The sequence below is a fragment of the Casimicrobium huifangae genome (assembly GCF_009746125.1).
Classification (GTDB): Bacteria; Pseudomonadota; Gammaproteobacteria; order Burkholderiales; family Casimicrobiaceae; genus Casimicrobium; species Casimicrobium huifangae.
In genome coordinates this window covers 1465541-1483086 of record NZ_CP041352.1, presented here as the reverse complement: position 1 = coordinate 1483086, position 17546 = coordinate 1465541, and the positions used below count along the sequence as shown (strand labels likewise).

Here is a 17546-nt window from a genome sequence, read left to right as displayed (position 1 = left end):
TACCGGACTGGTGCCTGCGCCATCGGCCAGCCCGTGTCATCCGACGCGTGCTGGCCGATTGCTTTCTTGATACGGCTTTTTCCATGAATGGCGTCCCAATGGGGCTTGAATGGTAATTTAACCAATAGTCGACTTATATTCTTTTAAGCACTCAAGCCCATTTCAAATGGGCTTTCACCAACAAAGCTGTTACGAAAAAAGACTTGGACTCGCCCGATACGCTGTGAGCGAAACGTCACCAAAACCGGGGACAATGGCAACGATGGGCACGGCGTTTGCTCCTGAAGCCCGGAACCGGAACTGTCTCGTACCATGACCATCCACGTCGCGCTCAACCACGTTACCCACTACCGCTACGACCGCCTGGTCACACTTGGGCCGCAGATCGTGCGCCTGCGACCGGCGCCGCACTGCCGTACACGCATCGTTTCCTACAGCCAGCGCATCGAGCCTGCCGATCACTTTTGCAACTGGCAGCAGGATCCATTCGCCAACTACATGGCACGGCTGGTGGTACCGGAGCGCACGCGTGAGTTCAAGGTGACCATTGACCTGGTCGCCGAGATGGCGGTGTACAACCCGTTCGACTTCTTCCTCGAACCATCGGCAGAGAAAATTCCGTTCGAGTATTCGCGCCATAGCAAAGCCGAGCTCGCCCCTTATCTCGCCACGGTGCCGATGACGCCGCTGGTTGACACCTACCTGAAGAAGATAGACAAGTCGAAGCGGCGCACCATTGACTTCCTGGTGGACATCAATGCGATGCTCTACAAGGACATCCGCTACCTGATCCGCATGGAGCCCGGCGTGCAGACGCCCGAGCAGACGCTGACGCTCAAGTCCGGCTCGTGCCGCGACTCCGGCTGGCTGCTGGTGCAGCTGATGCGGCATCTGGGCCTCGCGGCGCGCTTCGTGTCGGGCTACCTGATCCAGCTGACGCCGGACGTCAAGGCGATCGACGGCCCGAGCGGCCCCAGCGCCGACTTCACCGACCTCCACGCCTGGTGCGAGGTCTACCTGCCGGGCGCCGGATGGATCGGGCTCGACCCGACCTCGGGCCTGCTCGCGGGCGAGGGCCATATCCCGCTCGCCTGCACGCCGCAGCCGTCGTCGGCCGCGCCGATCGAAGGCGGCGTGGACAAGGCCGAGGTGGAGTTCAGTCACCACATGGCGGTCACCCGCATCTATGAATCACCGCGAGTCACCAAGCCGTACACGGAGGCGCAATGGGAGCAGGTCCTCGACCTCGGCGAAAAGGTTGATCGTGACCTGATCGCCGGTGACGTGCGCCTGACGATGGGCGGCGAACCGACTTTCGTTGCTGACAAAGATCGCGACGCTGCCGAATGGAACACCGCCGCACTCGGTCCGACCAAGCGCGGTTACGCCAATGCGCTGGTGCAGAAGCTCCGCGCGCAGTACGGCGACGGCGGCTTTCTGCACTTCGGACAGGGCAAGTGGTATCCCGGCGAGCAACTGCCGCGCTGGGCGCTGTCGGTGTTCTGGCGCAAGGATGGTCAGCCGATCTGGCACAACCCGGACCTGTTCGCCGACGAACGCAAGCCGGGTGGTTACAGCAATGCCGATTCCGGCCGCTTCATCCGTACGCTGGCGGGCAAACTGGGTCTGACCGATGAGTTCGTCAAGGAAGGCTACGAAGACACCTGGTATTACCTGTGGCGTGAGCGCCGCCTGCCGGTCAACGTCGATCCGTTCGACGCGCGTCTGGGAGACGAGCTGGAGCGCGACCGCCTGCGCAAGGTGTTCGATCAGGGCCTGACGCATGTCGTCGGTCACGTACTGCCGCTCACTCCGGGTAGCGCCGTCGGCCTCAGCGGCACGCGCTGGCAGACCGGTCCGTGGTTCTTCCGCGACGAGCGCATGTACCTGATCCCGGGCGACAGCGCGATGGGCTACCGCCTGCCGCTCGACAGCCTGCCGTGGACATCCGAAGGCGACTACCCGTACTTCATCGATCGTGACACGTTCGATGCGCGCGGCGACCTGCCAGCGGCGCGGACGTTTGCGGAACGGTATGGGGTGGCGCGGGGGTTGAATGTTCCCGCGACGGTGGCGATGCAGGGCTTGCCGAGCGGCGCGGATTTGACGGCGCGTGGCGATTCATTGGTCGTTCGTGGTGAGCCTGTCGAACCACCGGGTGGCACTCTATCATCGGCTGCATTTGGAACTCACGTTCATGGTTCGACAAGCTCACCACGAACGGGGATAGACGGTGACGCGTCGGATAAAGATGCAACGCCTAAGGCGGCGCAGCGCAGCTACGTCCCCGCCACCGCCACCCTGCTGCCGCAACGCTTCCAGTCGGCTCACTGGCTCACGCGTACTGCGCTGTGCGTCGAGGCGCGCGAGGGCAACCTGTACATCTTCATGCCACCGATCGCCTGGCTTGAAGACTATCTCGACCTGCTGACCGCGGTCGAGGCGACCGCCGAAGCGCTCGACGTGAAGATCGTGCTCGAAGGCTATCCGCCGCCGCGCGACCCGCGCCTGAAGCTGCTGCAGGTGACGCCCGATCCCGGTGTCATCGAGGTGAACATCCATCCGGCCTACAACTGGACCGAGCTGGTCGAGCACACCGAGTTCCTGTACCAAGCCGCGTTCGAGGAGCACCTGTGCGCCGAGAAATTCGCGCTGGATGGCCGCCACACCGGCACCGGCGGCGGCAATCACTTCGTGCTGGGCGGCGCCACGCCGGCCGACTCGCCGTTCCTGCGCAAGCCCGAGCTGCTCGGCAGTCTGATCGCTTACTGGCACAACCATCCGAGCCTGTCCTACCTGTTCAGCGGCCTGTTCATCGGTGCCACCTCGCAGGCACCGCGCATTGACGAGGCGCGCAACGACCAGCTCTACGAACTGGAAATAGCCCTCACACAGATCGAGAAGAACCGCGAAATCTACGGCTGCGAGATGCCGCCCTGGCTCGTCGACCGTACGCTGCGCAACATCCTGATCGACGTTACCGGCAACACGCATCGCAGCGAGTTTTGTATCGACAAACTGTACTCGCCCGATGGTCCGACCGGCCGGCTCGGTCTGCTCGAGCTGCGCGCCTTCGAGATGCCGCCGCACGCCCGCATGAGCATCGTGCAGCAACTGCTGCTGCGCGCACTGGTCGCCCGCTTCTGGAAGCAGCCCAAGCATCATTCACTGTCGCGCTGGGGCACCGCGCTGCACGACCGCTTCATGCTGCCGACCTTCATCCGCATGGACTTCGAAGACGTGCTGGAAGACCTCGCGATGCCGGAGAACGGTGGCTATCAGTTTGACCCGGCGTGGTTCGCGCCGCACTTTGAATTCCGCTTCCCGCTGTTCGGCGAGATCGCCGTGCGCGGCATGGAGGTCGCGATCCGCGGCGCGCTCGAGCCCTGGCACGTGATGGGCGAAGAAGGCGCGATCGGCGGCACCGTGCGCTATGTCGACTCGTCGCTGGAGCGGCTCGAAGTCAGCGTGACCGGGCTCAACGATGCACGTTATGTGGTTACGGCCAACGGCCAGGCGCTGCCGCTGCAGCCGACTGGCACCGTCGGTCACTTTGTCGCCGGCGTGCGCTACAAGGCCTGGAGCCCGCCGTCGGCGCTGCATCCCTCGATTCAGGTGCATGCGCCAGTCACTTTCGATATCGTCGACACCTGGATGAACAAGAGCCTCGGCGGCTGCCAGTACCACGTGCAGCATCCGGGCGGGTCCAACCCGAGCGTGTTCCCGATCAACGCGTACGAGGCCGAATCGCGGCGGTTGTCGCGCTTTTTGCGCATGGGGCACACGCCAGGGCGGATGGTGGTGGCGCCGGCAACGGTCAATCACGAGCATCCGTTCACGCTCGATTTGCGACGGACTTAGAACCTCGCGGGCATGCAATGAACAGGCGACGACTGGCATTGACGTAGCGCCGCTACACTCTGCTCATGTCTTCCCTCTTTGATGCCGATGCTGCGAACGACGGTGATCGTGTCGCGCAAGCGGTCAGCGCGCTTGTCTCGCTGGCGCGCCGCGCACCGGCTGGGCACTTCGATGCACTGCGCGACGGCGAGGCCACGCGCACGGTCTGGCAAACCTTTCTCGAACGGGCGATGGCGGCGTTACCGGCCGCGGAACGTACGCCTGAAGCGCTGCTGAGCCAGCTCGACGAGTTGCACGCCAGCCTGGTGCGCAGAATCGAAGATAACGGCGTCACCTACAACCTTTACTCCGACGCGCTGGAAAGCGCTGGCAGGCAGGCGCGGCCGTGGTCACTTGACCTGCTGCCGATGATCATGACTGAGGCCGAGTGGCTGCAGGTAGAGCGCGGCGTCGCGCAGCGCGCCAACCTGCTCAACCGCATCCTCGCCGATGTCTACGGCCCGCAGGATCTCATTCGCGACGGCAAGCTGCCGACCGCACTGATCCACGGCCACCCCGGTTTCCTGCGCGCGGTGCACGGCATCGTGCCCCGTGGCCAGACCTTCCTGCATGTCGCAGCGTTTGATCTCGCGCGCGGACCGGACGGTAATTGGTGGGTGATGTCGCAGCGCACGCAGGCGCCCTCGGGTCTGGGCTATGCGCTCGAGAACCGCATGATCGTGTCGCGGCTGTTCCCGGATGCCTTCCGCGCGTTGCACGTCGACAAGCTCGCCACCAGCTACCAGACACTGATGGCCAGCCTCACGGCGCACAGCCCGGCGGGCGACGATGCCCGCATGGTGCTGTTGACCCCAGGCCCCTACAACGAAACCTACTTTGAGCACGTCTACCTCGCCCGCTACCTCGGCATCACGCTGGTGGAAGGCGGCGATCTGGTGGTGCGCGACCAGCGCGTGTGGCTGAAGACCCTGAACGGCCTGGAAGCAGTCGATGTCATCCTGCGCCGGCTCGACGACGATTTTCTCGACCCGCTGGAGCTGCGCGCCGATTCCGCGCTCGGCATCCCGGGCCTGATGCAGGCCTGGCGCGCGGGTAACGTGGTGCTGGCCAACGCGCCGGGCACCGGATTTCTCGAGTCAACCGCGATTCTCGGCTTCCTGCCAAAGCTGTGCGAATCGCTGCTCGGCGAGACGCTTGCGATCCCGTCGATCGCAAGCTGGTGGTGCGGCGAAAAGGCAGCGCTGCGTACCCTGATGCCGCAGCTTGGCGACTACGTGTTGAAGCCTACTTTTAATGATCGCGGCCGCCGCTTTGTGCCCGCGATCGGCAAGTCGCTGTCGGCGCGTGAACGTGAGCAATGGGCTGGCCGCATTGCGCTGCGGCCGGAGGACTTCGCGGCGCAGGCTTTTCTGCCGCTGTCACACACGCCAAGCTGGCAGGGCGCCCATTCGTCGCCACCGATCGCCTCGCGGGCGGCGATGGTGCGCGTGTTTGCCGTTTCCAACGGCCCTGGTCGGTGGCACGTGATGCCCGGTGGTCTCGCCCGCATCGCGCCCGAAGGCAAGGATGTCGTCTCGATGTATCGAGGTGGCAGTTCGGCCGATTTCTGGGTCATCACCGGCCACGGCAGCGACGACGCTACGCCGCTGTCACCCACGCTGACGCCGATCTCGACGCACCGTACGCCGCTGGGTGTTTCCAGCCGTGCAGCAGAAAACCTGTTCTGGTTTGGCCGCTATACCGAGCGGCTGGAAAACGCGACCCGCCTTGCACGCGTGACGCTGGAGGCGCTTGCCAGCGAGGCGGAAGAAACGCCGGAAACGCTGGAGTGGCTGCATCGCCTTGCCCTCACCAACGGCCTGATCAGCCGCGCGGTGCCATCACCACGGCAGGCGGCCCATGTGTTTGAGCGGGCGCTGATCGCCTCGCTCGCTGACCGCGATGGCCGGCTTGGTGCCTACAGTGTGGCAGCGACGTTGACGTCTTTGCGTCACGCCGCGTTCGCGGTGCGCGAGCGGCTCGCCATTGAACAGTGGTCGCTGGTGGCCGCCAGTGCCAACGAATTCGACAGCATGCTGAAGGCCAGCGGCCCGGCGGCGGTGATGCAGCAGACGATGCCGGGCATGACGCAACAGATGCCGGCAGCAACGCCGCCGCAGGCGCCGATCGCCACGACGCAGCAGGCACTGCGGGCCCTCGATCGCCTGTCAGTCAACGTGATGGCGATGACCGGCGCCCAGACCGACCGCATGACGCGCGATGATGGCTGGCGTCTGCTATCGATCGGTCGCCACGTCGAGCGCATGGCGACGCTGGCCGACGCGCTGGCGGAAGCGTTTGCCACCCGCTCGCTGGACAGCGATATCGGCTTCACGCTGGTGTTGAGCCTGTTCGACAGCACCATCACCTACCGCTCACGTTATCTGCAGCGGCGCGACCCTGAGGCGCTGCTGGAGTTGCTGGTGCTCAACCGAGACAATCCGCGCTCGCTGGCGTGGATCGCGCAAACGCTGGCCAGCCGCATCGCGAAACTGAGCGACACACCTTCCGGCGTGGTGCCGTCGCTGCTTTCGGCACACGAGCTGCCCCATCGCTGGCCGGCCGCTCAGATCGCCGCACTGGCGGCACGCAGCGACAAGGACGATCTGGTGGCCATGCTGCGCGGTGTGGCGAGCGATGCCTGCGCGATTTCGGACGCGCTGTCGCAGCGCTACTTCAGCCATGCCGAAGGCGTGGCGCATGCGGTAGGGGCGTAGGCATGCGGCTGAGCGTCACCCACGAAACCCGTTATCAGTACGCTGGCAGCGTCGAGCAGGCGCATCACATCGCGCATCTGCGGCCGCTGGCGTCGGCATCACAGCAATTGCTCAGCCATGAGCTCGCCATCAACCCGGAACCGGAGGTACGCACGCCGAGCCTCGACAGCTATGGTCAGGAACGGGTGTACTTTGAGCTGGCCGTGGCCCACGCCGAGCTGAGCGTCGTCGCCCACAGCGAAGTCATCACCCACGCCCTGGCAGCCGGACTGAGCGGCAAGCTGGACCGCGTCGCGGTGCCAGACAGCCTGCCGTGGGAGGCCGTCGCGGAACACATGCAATACGCCGCCGGGCAGGAATATGACGCGGCACGGGAGTTCGCGCAACCGTCACCGCTGGCGCCGATCCACGCTGACTTTGCGCGTTACGCCTCGGCTGTCGCTGGCAAGTCGCAGCCAGTCTACGCGCTGGCGAAGGCGCTCTGCCAGCGGATCCATACGGAGTTCAAGTATTCACCCGAAGCAACTGATGTCAACACGCCCCCGTTAACGGCGCTCGGCCTCAAGCAGGGCGTCTGTCAGGACTATGCGCAGGTGATGATTGCCGGGCTGCGCTCGCTCGGGCTGGCGGCGCGCTATGTCAGCGGCTATCTGCTCACCGAGCCGCCACCGGGCAAACCACGCTTGATCGGGGCGGATGCCTCGCACGCCTGGGTCAGCGTGTACTGCCCGAAGGACGGCTGGCTCGATTTCGACCCGACCAACAATTGCCTCGCAGGCGAAAGCCACGTCAAGCTCGCCTATGGCCGCGACTATGGCGACGTGCCACCGCTACGCGGCGTCATTCGCGGTGGCGGCACGCCGCAGCTGACCGTCGCCGTAACCGTGGCTCCGGTTGATCCACCGAAGTCGTAATCTCAGGGGCGCGCGCGAAGCGCCCACCGCTCGTGGTCGCGCCAGCGGCCACCGATCTTGAGATATTTTGGTGAGAAGCCTTCGCACTGGAAGCCGGCGCCTTTGACGAGGCCGATGGAAGCGAGGTTGCCGGGCTGGATATTCGCCTCCAGCCGGTGCAGCCCCATTTCGCCGAACGCGACCTTGATCACGGCGCGCAGGCCGTCACGCATCAGGCCCTGCCCTTCGTGCCCGGCAAAACCATAGTAGCCAAGGTAGGCGCTCTGAAAGGCGCCGCGCACGACGTTGCTCACGTTGATCACGCCAGCGATGGCGTCGCTGTCACGCCGGCACACCAGAAACGGGTAATTCGCGGGCGGCTGCATGCGGTCCAGCCATGCGTTAAAGGCTTTGCGGTCCGCCGGCGGGTTGACCCACGGTTGGTGCAGCGTACGACTGGCGCCTACAGCAGCCAGAAATTCGCTGCTATCAGCGGCCGTCGGCACCCTGAGGTAGATACGGGAACGCACAACCAACTACCGCAACGCCCTATTTCGGGGCAGTCATCGCTTCGCCTGGTTTCATGTCGCAACCCGCCGTATCAAACAGCGCTGCTTTGCCGCAAACGGAACTGAACATGCGTTCGGCCTCATGGCCGACGCCGGGCACCTCGACGCGACTGTGACGCAGCGTCAGATTCTGCGCTTTGGCGCGCCGCTGCAGGTGGGCGAAGTAGTTATTGCCGCGTTCAAGGCGGAAAGCACCCTGCGCCTCGCCGGCGCAACTCTTGTCCAGCGCGCTGTGGTTGGGGTCAATGTCATTGCCGCCGAGCAGGTAAATCACCCGCCGGCCGAAGTAGCGCGCCTCAAACGCGCGGGCATCGCCCTGGGCGGTCACGTAAGGCACCGGATCGGTGAGCCCGTAGCGCCAGCGATCCTGTTCGCGACAATGCGCGAGGTTCACCGGGCGCTGGGCATCAAAGTAAAGGTACGACGACGGATTGGCGACCACATAGCGCAGCCGGATGCTGCCTTTGCCAGCCGTAGCGTTGTCGGCCCCGTCGGCCACCGGGTGCAGGCCAGCGGCGGTGATGACCTGATCAGCCCGACCAACCACGGCGTAGCGTTGCACCAGTTGCGCACCACCGGAGTGAGCGGCGAACACGATGCGCTCAAGATTGGGGAAGCGCGCGCGGTCTGCCAGCAGCGCCGCAATGCTGTCAAAAATTTCGAATGAGCTGACCGGGTAAGGTCCCTTCGCCGGTTCTCCGCCGAGCCAGGTCTCGTTCTTCCAGCGCGCAGCCGCCGTCGGCAGGTCGTGACGGGCAGCATCGGCGGTGGTCATGATCTGCGGTGCAATGAGCAGCGTCTCGGCTTCCGCGCCGCTCGCTTTCAGTGCCTTCCCGGCCAGCTCAAAATAACGGTCAGCATCGCGCAACCGGCCATGCACCACGATCACCGCCCGGCGGATGCCCGGCTGCGCCTTCATGTCGCCCAATGCAACGCTGCTGTAGGCGGGCACCAGCACTTCACCTTGCGCGGTTTTCAGCTTCAGGCGCTCCGGGGCGATCACTTTCACGGGCCGTCGATGCGGCGCGTTGTCATCAGTGGCCACAGCCATCGACGGCGGCGTGGTTGGCGCGGCGTTGGCATGACCGCTGCCGAGCGTCAGGGCAAGCTTGCCGAACGCAGCGAGCGCCACCAGCGCCAGCGCCCCGCTCCAGCGTCCACCACGGCGCAAAGCGTCAGACAACAAGACCGTTCGCGAGCCGTTATGGCTCGTGGGCCGCTTCACCATCCAATCCTCCAAGTCCGTCGTTTTCTCTTTTTGCCGTGCATCCGTTGTCGCGACGTCGCAATCGCTGTCCCGCGCGATTCAGCCGCTATTTGCCGAACCAGACGTCGATCTCGGCAGGCAGCCGGCTCGGCCGCCCGCTGGCGCGGTCCAGCGGGCACCATTGGGTAACCGCCCGTGCCAGCACCTTGCCGTCGCCACTCCGAATTATCTCCGTATGGCGCGGATAGCGCAGGCCCCGTGCCATTCCTGTCCAGGTGCGGGCCAACACAGCGTCGCCCGGAACCGCTTCGGCCAGATAGTCAATTTCATGTCGCAGCGCCACCCAGACATGGTGTGTTCGCTGCTCCGGCGTGGTCAAAAAGTTCCAGTGCGCGATAGCAACGTCCTGCACCCACGCCAAGTAGACAACGTTGTTGACATGCCCCAGTTCGTCGATGTCAGACGACTGGATGGTCAGCGGCAGTTCAAACGGCGGGATGGGAGATTCGGAGGCAAGCATCCATCAATTTTTGCCGGGCGTGCAGTCCGAGTACAGCTTTTCGATAAAACAACCATTAGCGTTGGGCTTAAGGCTAAGAATGTCTTGAAGTCGACTATTGGTATTTTTCCGTATTAAGCCCATTGTGGACGACGGTTTACATAAAAAGATGTTCACCCACAGGCGCCGGTCAAGCGAACGCTATGCTTTCGGCAAATGACCGAACTTGATGAATCTGCGGCAAAGGACTCTCTCGACGCCGAGAGCGACGCTGCCCTTGCCGCCCGCTGCAACCGGGGTGAAAGTGCCGCCTGGACAATCCTGGTGCAGCGCTACCAGCGGCTGGTCTACACCATCGTTCGCCGCATCGGGCTCGATGACCACGCCGCCGCTGACGTCTTTCAGACCGTGTTCAGCCGCCTGCTCACTCACCTGCCGCAACTCAATCAGGCCGATCGCCTGCAGGCCTGGATCGTTACCACCGCCAAGCGCGAGGCCCTGCTGCAGCGTTCGCGTGGCTTGCGCACCGTCTCGCTGACAGCCGACGACGATGACGGCGCCGCCAGCCCGGCGTACGACGTCGCCGACGACTCGCCACTACCCGACGAGCAGCTGGCCACCCTGCAAAGCCAGAACCAGGTGCGCAACGCACTCGAACGCATGGACGAGCGCTGCCGCACGCTGCTGACGCTGCTTTACCATGATGCCGACGATGCCGTCGCCTACGACGAGGTGGCGCGTCGGCTGGACATGCCGCTCGGCAGTGTTGGCCCCACCCGCGCCCGCTGTCTTGGCAAGCTGCGCAAACTGCTGGCGGCCTGAGATGAATTGGCGCCAGCCGATGTATTTTGTCGTCGCCGGACGACTCTGTTGAGCGAACCCGGAGAACCATGACGTGAACAAATCGCCCGCCTCACTTGACGACGACGCACTTGGCGATGCCGTACGCGGCGCGCTGAAACTGGTCGACGCGCCAGCGCCGCTGGTCGCCGCCGCAGTCAGCCTGTGGCCCACGCAAGCGGTCACCGCGCCTGCGGCTACGCTGACTGGCGCTGTTGGCGCAGCCGTCCGCAAGGTGCGCGCGGTGCTCACCTTCGATAGCTGGGCCACCACACCGGGTGCACTGGGCTTGCGCTCGGCTGGCTTGTCACGGCAAACCCGCCACCTGATGTTCAGCGCTGATGGTCGCGACATTGATCTGCGCATCGTCTCCGCCGCCAACAGCTACGTGCTGGCCGGACAAATCCTCGGCCCTGAGGAGCGCGGCTCGGTGGAAATCTCGGTGGATACGTCGATTGATCGCGACGGGCCGCCGCCGCAAAGCGTAGAGCTCGACGATCTCGGCAGTTTTGAACTGGAAGCAATGCGCGCCGGCACCTACTGGATGACGCTGCGCTTCGCCGGCGACGTCGTGGAGCTGCCGCCGATTGATATTGGCAACCACTAGCGCCGACGCGTAAAGGCGTCCGCCGTAGCCGGCGCGGCAAAATGCAGGCATGCCCGCCGCTGCCCCGTCCGCCCCGTTTTCCGCCGAAGCGCTGGCCACCGCGCTGATCGCTGGCGAATCACAGCTTCCTGTCGACCTTGACGACACACGGCGCACCGCGCTGGCGTGGGCGCTCAAGGATGCCGCGCTCGCCTGCTGGAGCACCAATCAGGCGCAGGTGGCAACCGTTGAAGAGTTGCTGCGGCAACTGCTGGCGCTCGACCGCTCCACACCTGCCAGCCCAATACCAGCGCTGCACGACTGGGTGGCTGCCCTGGCAGCCATCGCGGCGGGGCGGATGTCCGACGCTGACACCCTGCTGCAGCAGGCGGCCAGCCAGTTCCGCGCGCTCGGCCTCGCCGCTGCGGCTGCACAAACACAGGTGCCCCGCGTGCTGGTGCTCTGCATGCAGGGGCGACTCGACGACGCAGAGCAGTGCGGCATCGCTGCGCGCGATGAGCTTGTCGCGCTGGGTGACATGCATGCCGCGAGCCGGGTGAGTTTGAATCTTGGGCAGTTGAGTTACGCGCGCTCGGACTACTCCGGCGCGATACAACACTACGAATCCGCTATGCCCGGGCTGCGCCAAGGCAACGATCTAGAGCGACTGGTGCAAAGCACCATTGGCCTTGCTGACGCGCTTGCCGCAAATGGGACGTTCGATATCGCGTTGGCGCATTACTCCAGCGGCAAAATTGAAGCGACTAAACGTGGTTGGCCAATACTGTCTGCGCTATGTGAGGAATCTGCCGCACTCATTTACTTGGCACGAGGTGAATTTGCTGCTGCGTTAGCGGGGTTCGAACTCGCCCGTCAGCAGTATGAGCGGTTGTCGATGCCTCAGCATCTGGCAAACGCGGAGCGGCAGCTTGGTCAGGTTTATTTCGAGCTAAATTTGCTGCCGGAAGCGACCGCGCTCCTGCAACACTCGATTGAGCGTTTCGAACCCCTTGAAATGAATCTTGAGGCGGCGTGGACACGCGTCGAGCTCGCTAAGGTGATAGCTGCGCTGCGGCCAGGCGATCCTCAACTGGACAGTCTGCTGTCGGAAGCAGACCGTGTTTTTGCTAGTCAGACGCAAGTAGCTGGCCAAGCGGCGGTGGCGTTGGCGCGAGCCGAGCACGCCATGAACACTGGCCACTTCGATCCGGCGCGTGAACAGGCGGCAGGCGCGGAAGCGGCATTCCGAAAGCTTGGCATGGCTGCTCACCAGATCCGCGCTGAGGTGCTTTTGGCCGAGTGCGATTGCCACTGCGGCAGGTTGAGCGATGCGCGCGGCACCTTTGCGCGACTACTCGCCAGTGCTCATGAACAAAGGCTGCAGTCGGTTGAGCTGCGTGCCCTGACTCAACTGGGGTACATAGCTACACGCGAACACGATCTCGATGGCGCCAGACACCATTTCGAATGTGCGGTCTCGATCGTGGAGGAGCAACGTGACCGCCTTGGTGGCGATGAATTGCGCCACTCTTTCCTAACTGCAGCTCTGGTGCCTTACCGCGAGTTGCTACGGCTGTCACTTGACGACATGAGCGAACAAAGTCAAGCGCTAGCAGTCCTACTGGCGCTTGAACGTTTTCGCGCGCGCGCGCTTGCTGACCGACTGGGTGACATCACACTTAACCAGGCTACAGGCAACAAAGCGCTCGACGAGCTGCAATATCGTCTCGCTTGGTCACAGCGTCGCCTGAGGCGCCTGCGCGAGGAAGGCGACGATACCGAAGCGGCCGAGACTGAAATCGGTCGGCTCGAACATGATTACCTTGAGGTCCAGCGTCGATGGCGCTTGACGGCCGGAGGGAACCGACAGACCGGGTCGGCGATCACTCTCAACGATCGGTCGTTGGCCGAACTGCAACGGGGACTGCCAAACGACGCCGTCATCGTCGAATACGGTGTCATAGATGACGAACTCTTTGCCTGCGTGATCAATGACACGTCTGTTCGCATGGCTCGCAGCGTGGCGCCATGGGACGTCGTGCAAGGCGCCATCCGCCGTGTGCAGTTCCAGATGGATGCCATGCGCACCAGCCGGTTGCTGCCGCCGCAGCATGTGCTGCAACTGGAGGCACGCGCGCGGAAAGCGTTGCAGCAGTTGCATGGCCTGATCTGGGCGCCATTGACTCCGGCGCTCAGTCACGCGCGGCATCTGCTGGTGGTACCGCATGGAAAGCTCGGTGCCGTTGCTTTCGCGGCCTTGCACGATGGCAGCAGATATTTGGGCGAACACGTGCCAATCGCTGTCGCGCCCAGTGTCGCCGTGGCCGCGCAGGTGCTGGCCCGCCCCGCACCTGCCGTCGTGGCACCACTGGTTCTGGCGGACACACAGCGCCTCGTTCATGCGAGCCGGGAAGCCGATGCGCTACGGCAGATATTTCCCCGTGCATGGGTCGAAACCGACGATGCAGCCAACAGCGAGACGCTTCGCCAATTGGGCTTGTCGGCGGACAGCATCCATCTCGCTTGCCACGGCGTCTTTCGCTCCGACAACCCCGCCTTTTCCGCCCTAGAACTGGCCGATGGCAACTTTTCAGCGCTTGACGCCGAGAAGCTCGGCCTCAGCAATGCGCTGGTGGTGCTCAGTGCCTGTGACAGCGGCGTAGCTACCGAGTCTGAGGGCGATGAGGTATTCGGTCTGGTGCGAGCCTTCCTCATCGGCGGTGCGTCGCGGGTGGTGGCAAGCCTGTGGCCGGTGGATGACGAGACGACGGTGGACTGGATGACCGCCTTTTACCGGGCACTTCAATCCGGCGCGACGCCGACTGGCGCCAGCCAGCTGGCGCAGCGAGCTGTTCGGGAGCAGCATGCGCACCCATTTCACTGGGCCGCATTCGCCACCTTTGGCGGTTGGTAGCGGTGATAGCGAACTGCCAGAATTAGTTCGCATCAGAACTATTTCTTCATTTGGTGTATTTTTTCGGACTACGTTCGCTCTGTCGGACATTTCCCGAGCTGCAAGCCCATGTCAATGCCCGCTTTCCAGATGACTCACAGCCTGTCTCGTCTGAGCTGCATCGCCCGCGCTATGGTCGTGGGCGTCGTTTGCATGCTGGCGGCCAGCGCGTTCGGCGCCGATTTCAAACCCGACGAAATCGTCGTAAAGCTGCGCACCACCACTGCATTGGCCGGTATCCAGGCGCAATTGAGCGTCGTACAAACCATCCAGTTTGGCAGCCGTCCGATCTACCGCCTTAAATTGCCGGTCGGCAGCGACGTCAATGCAGCCATCGCTTCGGTCACGGGCAACGCCGACGTGCTGTTGGCGGAACCAAATTACACGGCGAACTCGCCGGAAGCGCGCAAAAACCAAGCTTGGACAGTCGGCAGCCCCACCGCCTACGCCGCCCAATGGGCCCCCGCTGCCATGCGCCTGAAAGAGGCCCACCTGTTTACCCGCGGCAACGGCGTGCGGGTAGCCGTGCTTGATACCGGCGTCGACACCACGCACCCCGCGCTGGCTGGCAAGCTGCTGCCCGGCTACGACTTTGTCGATGGCGACAGCGACCCGAGCGAAGTGGGCACGCCCTGCCCGCCCGGCGTGACCACCGGATGCAATCAGGGCTTCGGACATGGCACGCACGTGGCTGGCCTGATCGCGCTCTCGGCGCCGAATGCGAAGATCGTGCCGTACCGTGTGCTTGACCCCTATGGCGTCGGCAACGTGTGGGTGCTGGCTGAGGCAATGCAGAAGGCGATTGACCCGGACGGCAACCCTGCCACGGATGACGGTGCCCATGTGATCAATCTGAGTCTGGGCACGCCGCTGCGGATGAAAGTGCTTACCTCTATCGCCAAGCTCTTCACCTGCGAGCCGCCGGACGACACTGATCCGCTGCTCAACTTCTCGAACCCTGGCTATGACAACGACAAGACGCGCTGCGCCAACGGCATTGCGCCAGTCATCGTTGCTGCAGCGGGCAATCTTGGCCCGGGTGACCCACCCGCCAAGGAATATCCTGCTGCGGAGAGCGTCTATGGCTTGATCGCCGTTGGCGCCAGTGACGCCAGCAAACACCTGGCCTCATTCAGCAACAGCGGCTCGTGGGTGAGCGTTGCCGCGCCGGGCGACGCCATCACCAGCGCGATGCCGACCAGCGCGTCGGCTACTGGCTATGCCACCTGGAGCGGCACTTCAATGGCAGCACCGCTGGTGGCGGGCACGGCAGCACTGCTGCGCGCCGCCCAGCCCGAACTCGCACCGCGCGACGTGGTCCGCAAGATTGAGCGCACAGCGACACCGCTGACCGGGACCAATATTCCGCAGATTGACGCCGCTGCGGTGGTTGAAACCTGTTCGATGGACATCGACGGCGATGGCCAGGCGCTGCCCACCACCGATGGTCTGATCATCATGCGGGCCATGATGGGTATGACCGGCACCGCCGTCAGCAACGCGGCGACCGCCACCGCTGCGCGCAATACCTGGGACAGCATCCGCAGCTACCTGAAGAACGTCTGCCTGATGAACCTGCCCTGATCGCCAACTGTGCGGTCAGCGTCATCAGCTTTTTGCGTAATAGCCCATTTGCATTGGGCTCCAAGCCATTTTTCTCCGAAAATCGACTTTTGTCGTTTTTGTAGTTATAGCCCTTATCAGCTGAGCCTTCCATAAAAAAGGTATTGACGAAAATAGTCTTATGACAATGTATTTGTGACGTCGACTCCCGCTCTGTCAGAGGCATCACCCTCGACAACCAACAGGCAGGAGTCCTCATGCAAATCCTTGGCAGACACCCACTGGCCGCCGCCGTGCTCGGCAGCCTCGCGCTGGCCGCCAGCGCCGTCTCGCAGGCACAAACGGCGACCATCTACGGCTCGCTCGGCAACTTCGACGTCGTCAACAACACCGGGCAGGACGCCTGCGGTTTCGAGGTGGAGCTCGAGGGCGTGGCGCCCACAGCCATACCGTCCACCTTCACAGTGCAGCGCTACGGCGTGCCCGCCATTGCCGCGTACACCGCTGGCGCGATATCCGGCACCCGCGTACGCTGGGAAAGCCGCGACTGCAGTCTGACCAAAACCATCGCTCACGCTCCGGGCACGGGCTTCGCGGGCACCTGCTACCAATGGAACACGGCCACCTATGACAACGCTGGCTGCGAGCACTTCGGCGTGCATTACTACGGCGCCGCCAACAAGGTGACGTCACGCTGGCTGGTACGCGATGCTGCCAACCCCGGCAGCTATGTACCTGTCGATCCGCCGATGCCGGTGGCGTGGCCGAACTACACCGTGCAGCCCGTCGCCGTCGTCAACAATCCGCCGGTGATCGTCGCCGAGGTGGAAGCGCCCGAGCCGCCGGAAGCACCGGAACGCTACGGCAACGCGCAATGGATGAAGGTTTTTGTTCGCCAGTTGCCGCGCACCGTCACGCTGGATGAACTGATCACCGAGAACCCGAACACCGTGCCGATGGATCCGGCGCAGCTCGAAGTGCAGTGGGACGTCATTCAGGCTGAACCGCGGACCGGCAGCAACGGCCATCAACGTCGCAATCGCAAATCCGGCTCGACCAACCTCGACCCGACGACGCGAACAGTGGTACGCCGCTACGAACTCTACAACTACACCGGCGCCGTGGACCCGATCACCAACGAGGCGCTCTGTGCTGATCTGACCTGCACTGCGCCACAGGCAGGCGAACTGGGCGACTTCATCAGCGCGCAGATGACTGCGGTGGAAGTGCAGGGCGACAATCTGACGGTGAAATCCGCTGGCACGGGCAGCGGAAGGGTGGAAAGTAGCGACAAGGTCATCGCCTGCGGCAACAAGTGCGTCGCCGCCTACGTGGCCGGGACCGCTGTAACACTCAGCGCCAAAGCAGACAGCGGCAGCACCTTCGCCGGCTGGAGCGGCGCCTGCAGCGGTGCGCAAACGACATGCACGGTAACGGTCCGGGGCGCAATCGCAGCGACCGCCAACTGGTCCCAGGCTGTGACTGGCGGCGGTGGTGGTGGCGGGGGTAGCGGTGGGCTCACACTGAAGGTCGCCACCAGCAACCCCGGAACTGTCACCAGCAACGTCGGCGGCATCAACTGCGGCAATGTCTGCCAGGCCAACTACGCGGCGGGCACCAGCGTCACGCTGACTGCCACACCACCGGCAGGCAAGAACTTCACTGGCTGGTCGGGCGCTTGCACCGGCACCAACTCCACCTGCACACTGACGGTCAACGCCAATCTTTCGGCAAAAGCGAGTTTCAGCAAGTAAGTCCAGTTGCAAGCATCGCTGTGGCCGGCAAGCGTACAACGCATGCCGGCCTTTTTTCACCACAA

The 17546-nt window shown here is 63.8% G+C and carries 12 protein-coding genes; 8 read left to right on the top strand and 4 right to left on the bottom strand.

Going from position 1 to position 17546, the window contains the following annotated elements; translation table 11 throughout:
- The first annotated feature begins 312 nt into the window (after positions 1-312).
- The 3 genes from FKL89_RS06880 to FKL89_RS06870 all read left to right on the top strand — a co-directional run bounded on the left by FKL89_RS06880 (position 313) and on the right by FKL89_RS06870 (position 7531).
- Positions 313-3861, top strand: a complete 3549-nt coding sequence (locus FKL89_RS06880) for a transglutaminase family protein (RefSeq protein ID WP_156862059.1) — start codon at positions 313-315, stop codon at positions 3859-3861.
- Positions 3862-3926: 65 nt separating this feature from the next.
- Entirely contained in the window at positions 3927-6617 is a 2691-nt protein-coding gene (locus tag FKL89_RS06875) for a circularly permuted type 2 ATP-grasp protein (protein WP_156862058.1), read from the top strand.
- A 2-nt stretch (positions 6618-6619) separates the two neighbouring features.
- Positions 6620-7531, top strand: coding sequence for a transglutaminase family protein (locus tag FKL89_RS06870; RefSeq protein ID WP_156862057.1), 912 nt, complete (start codon positions 6620-6622; stop codon positions 7529-7531).
- 2 nt (positions 7532-7533) lie between these two features.
- Here FKL89_RS06870 and FKL89_RS06865 read toward each other — a convergent pair whose 3' ends face one another.
- The 3 genes from FKL89_RS06865 to FKL89_RS06855 all read right to left on the bottom strand — a co-directional run bounded on the left by FKL89_RS06865 (position 7534) and on the right by FKL89_RS06855 (position 9806).
- Positions 7534-8040 (bottom strand): GNAT family N-acetyltransferase, encoded by a 507-nt coding sequence (locus FKL89_RS06865; protein WP_156862056.1) that lies wholly within the window; start codon positions 8038-8040, stop codon positions 7534-7536.
- A 19-nt stretch (positions 8041-8059) separates the two neighbouring features.
- Positions 8060-9262: an alpha/beta hydrolase gene (locus FKL89_RS06860; protein ID WP_238363518.1), complete on the bottom strand. Its 1203-nt coding sequence runs from the start codon at positions 9260-9262 to the stop codon at positions 8060-8062.
- A gap of 130 nt (positions 9263-9392) precedes the next feature.
- Positions 9393-9806, bottom strand: a complete 414-nt coding sequence (locus FKL89_RS06855; protein WP_156862055.1) for an acyl-CoA thioesterase — start codon at positions 9804-9806, stop codon at positions 9393-9395.
- Between the two features lie 195 nt (positions 9807-10001).
- Between FKL89_RS06855 and FKL89_RS06850 the strand changes: the two genes are divergently transcribed.
- Both FKL89_RS06850 and FKL89_RS06845 read left to right on the top strand, forming a co-directional pair.
- Complete coding sequence (locus FKL89_RS06850; RefSeq protein ID WP_156862054.1) at positions 10002-10607, top strand: RNA polymerase sigma factor; 606 nt, start codon at positions 10002-10004, stop codon at positions 10605-10607.
- Positions 10608-10680: 73 nt separating this feature from the next.
- Positions 10681-11232, top strand: coding sequence for a hypothetical protein (locus tag FKL89_RS06845; protein WP_156862053.1), 552 nt, complete (start codon positions 10681-10683; stop codon positions 11230-11232).
- Positions 11233-11350: 118 nt separating this feature from the next.
- Here the strand turns inward: FKL89_RS06845 and FKL89_RS20165 are convergent, their stop codons facing one another.
- A complete protein-coding gene (locus FKL89_RS20165) occupies positions 11351-11755 on the bottom strand; it encodes a hypothetical protein (protein WP_238363517.1) in 405 nt (134 codons plus the stop codon).
- On the opposite strand from FKL89_RS20165, the gene FKL89_RS06840 reads away from it, so the two are divergent.
- The 3 genes from FKL89_RS06840 (at position 11750) to FKL89_RS06830 (ending at position 17481) form a co-directional block, all read left to right on the top strand.
- On the top strand, positions 11750-14125 hold the full coding sequence (locus FKL89_RS06840; RefSeq protein WP_238363516.1) for a CHAT domain-containing protein: 2376 nt from the start codon (positions 11750-11752) through the stop codon (positions 14123-14125). The two genes, FKL89_RS20165 and FKL89_RS06840, sit on opposite strands and share 6 nt — an antisense overlap.
- Before the next feature lie 129 nt (positions 14126-14254).
- Positions 14255-15748 (top strand): S8 family peptidase, encoded by a 1494-nt coding sequence (locus FKL89_RS06835; RefSeq protein WP_238363515.1) that lies wholly within the window; start codon positions 14255-14257, stop codon positions 15746-15748.
- 236 nt (positions 15749-15984) lie between these two features.
- Entirely contained in the window at positions 15985-17481 is a 1497-nt protein-coding gene (locus FKL89_RS06830) for an InlB B-repeat-containing protein (protein ID WP_156862050.1), read from the top strand.
- Positions 17482-17546 lie beyond the last annotated feature (65 nt).

Bases quoted from the DNA above. Each gene is read 5' to 3' on its own strand.
- FKL89_RS06840 (WP_238363516.1), top strand. From the start codon at position 11,750: ATGCATGCCGCGAGCCGGGTGAGTTTGAATCTTGGGCAGTTGAGTTAC.
- FKL89_RS06855 (WP_156862055.1), bottom strand. From the start codon at position 9,806: ATGCTTGCCTCCGAATCTCCCATCCCGCCGTTTGAACTGCCGCTGACC.
- FKL89_RS06880 (WP_156862059.1), top strand. From the start codon at position 313: ATGACCATCCACGTCGCGCTCAACCACGTTACCCACTACCGCTACGAC.
- FKL89_RS06830 (WP_156862050.1), top strand. From the start codon at position 15,985: ATGCAAATCCTTGGCAGACACCCACTGGCCGCCGCCGTGCTCGGCAGC.
- FKL89_RS06875 (WP_156862058.1), top strand. From the start codon at position 3,927: ATGTCTTCCCTCTTTGATGCCGATGCTGCGAACGACGGTGATCGTGTC.
- FKL89_RS06850 (WP_156862054.1), top strand. From the start codon at position 10,002: ATGACCGAACTTGATGAATCTGCGGCAAAGGACTCTCTCGACGCCGAG.
- FKL89_RS06835 (WP_238363515.1), top strand. From the start codon at position 14,255: ATGACTCACAGCCTGTCTCGTCTGAGCTGCATCGCCCGCGCTATGGTC.
- FKL89_RS06870 (WP_156862057.1), top strand. From the start codon at position 6,620: ATGCGGCTGAGCGTCACCCACGAAACCCGTTATCAGTACGCTGGCAGC.
- FKL89_RS20165 (WP_238363517.1), bottom strand. From the start codon at position 11,755: ATGCATGTCACCCAGCGCGACAAGCTCATCGCGCGCAGCGATGCCGCA.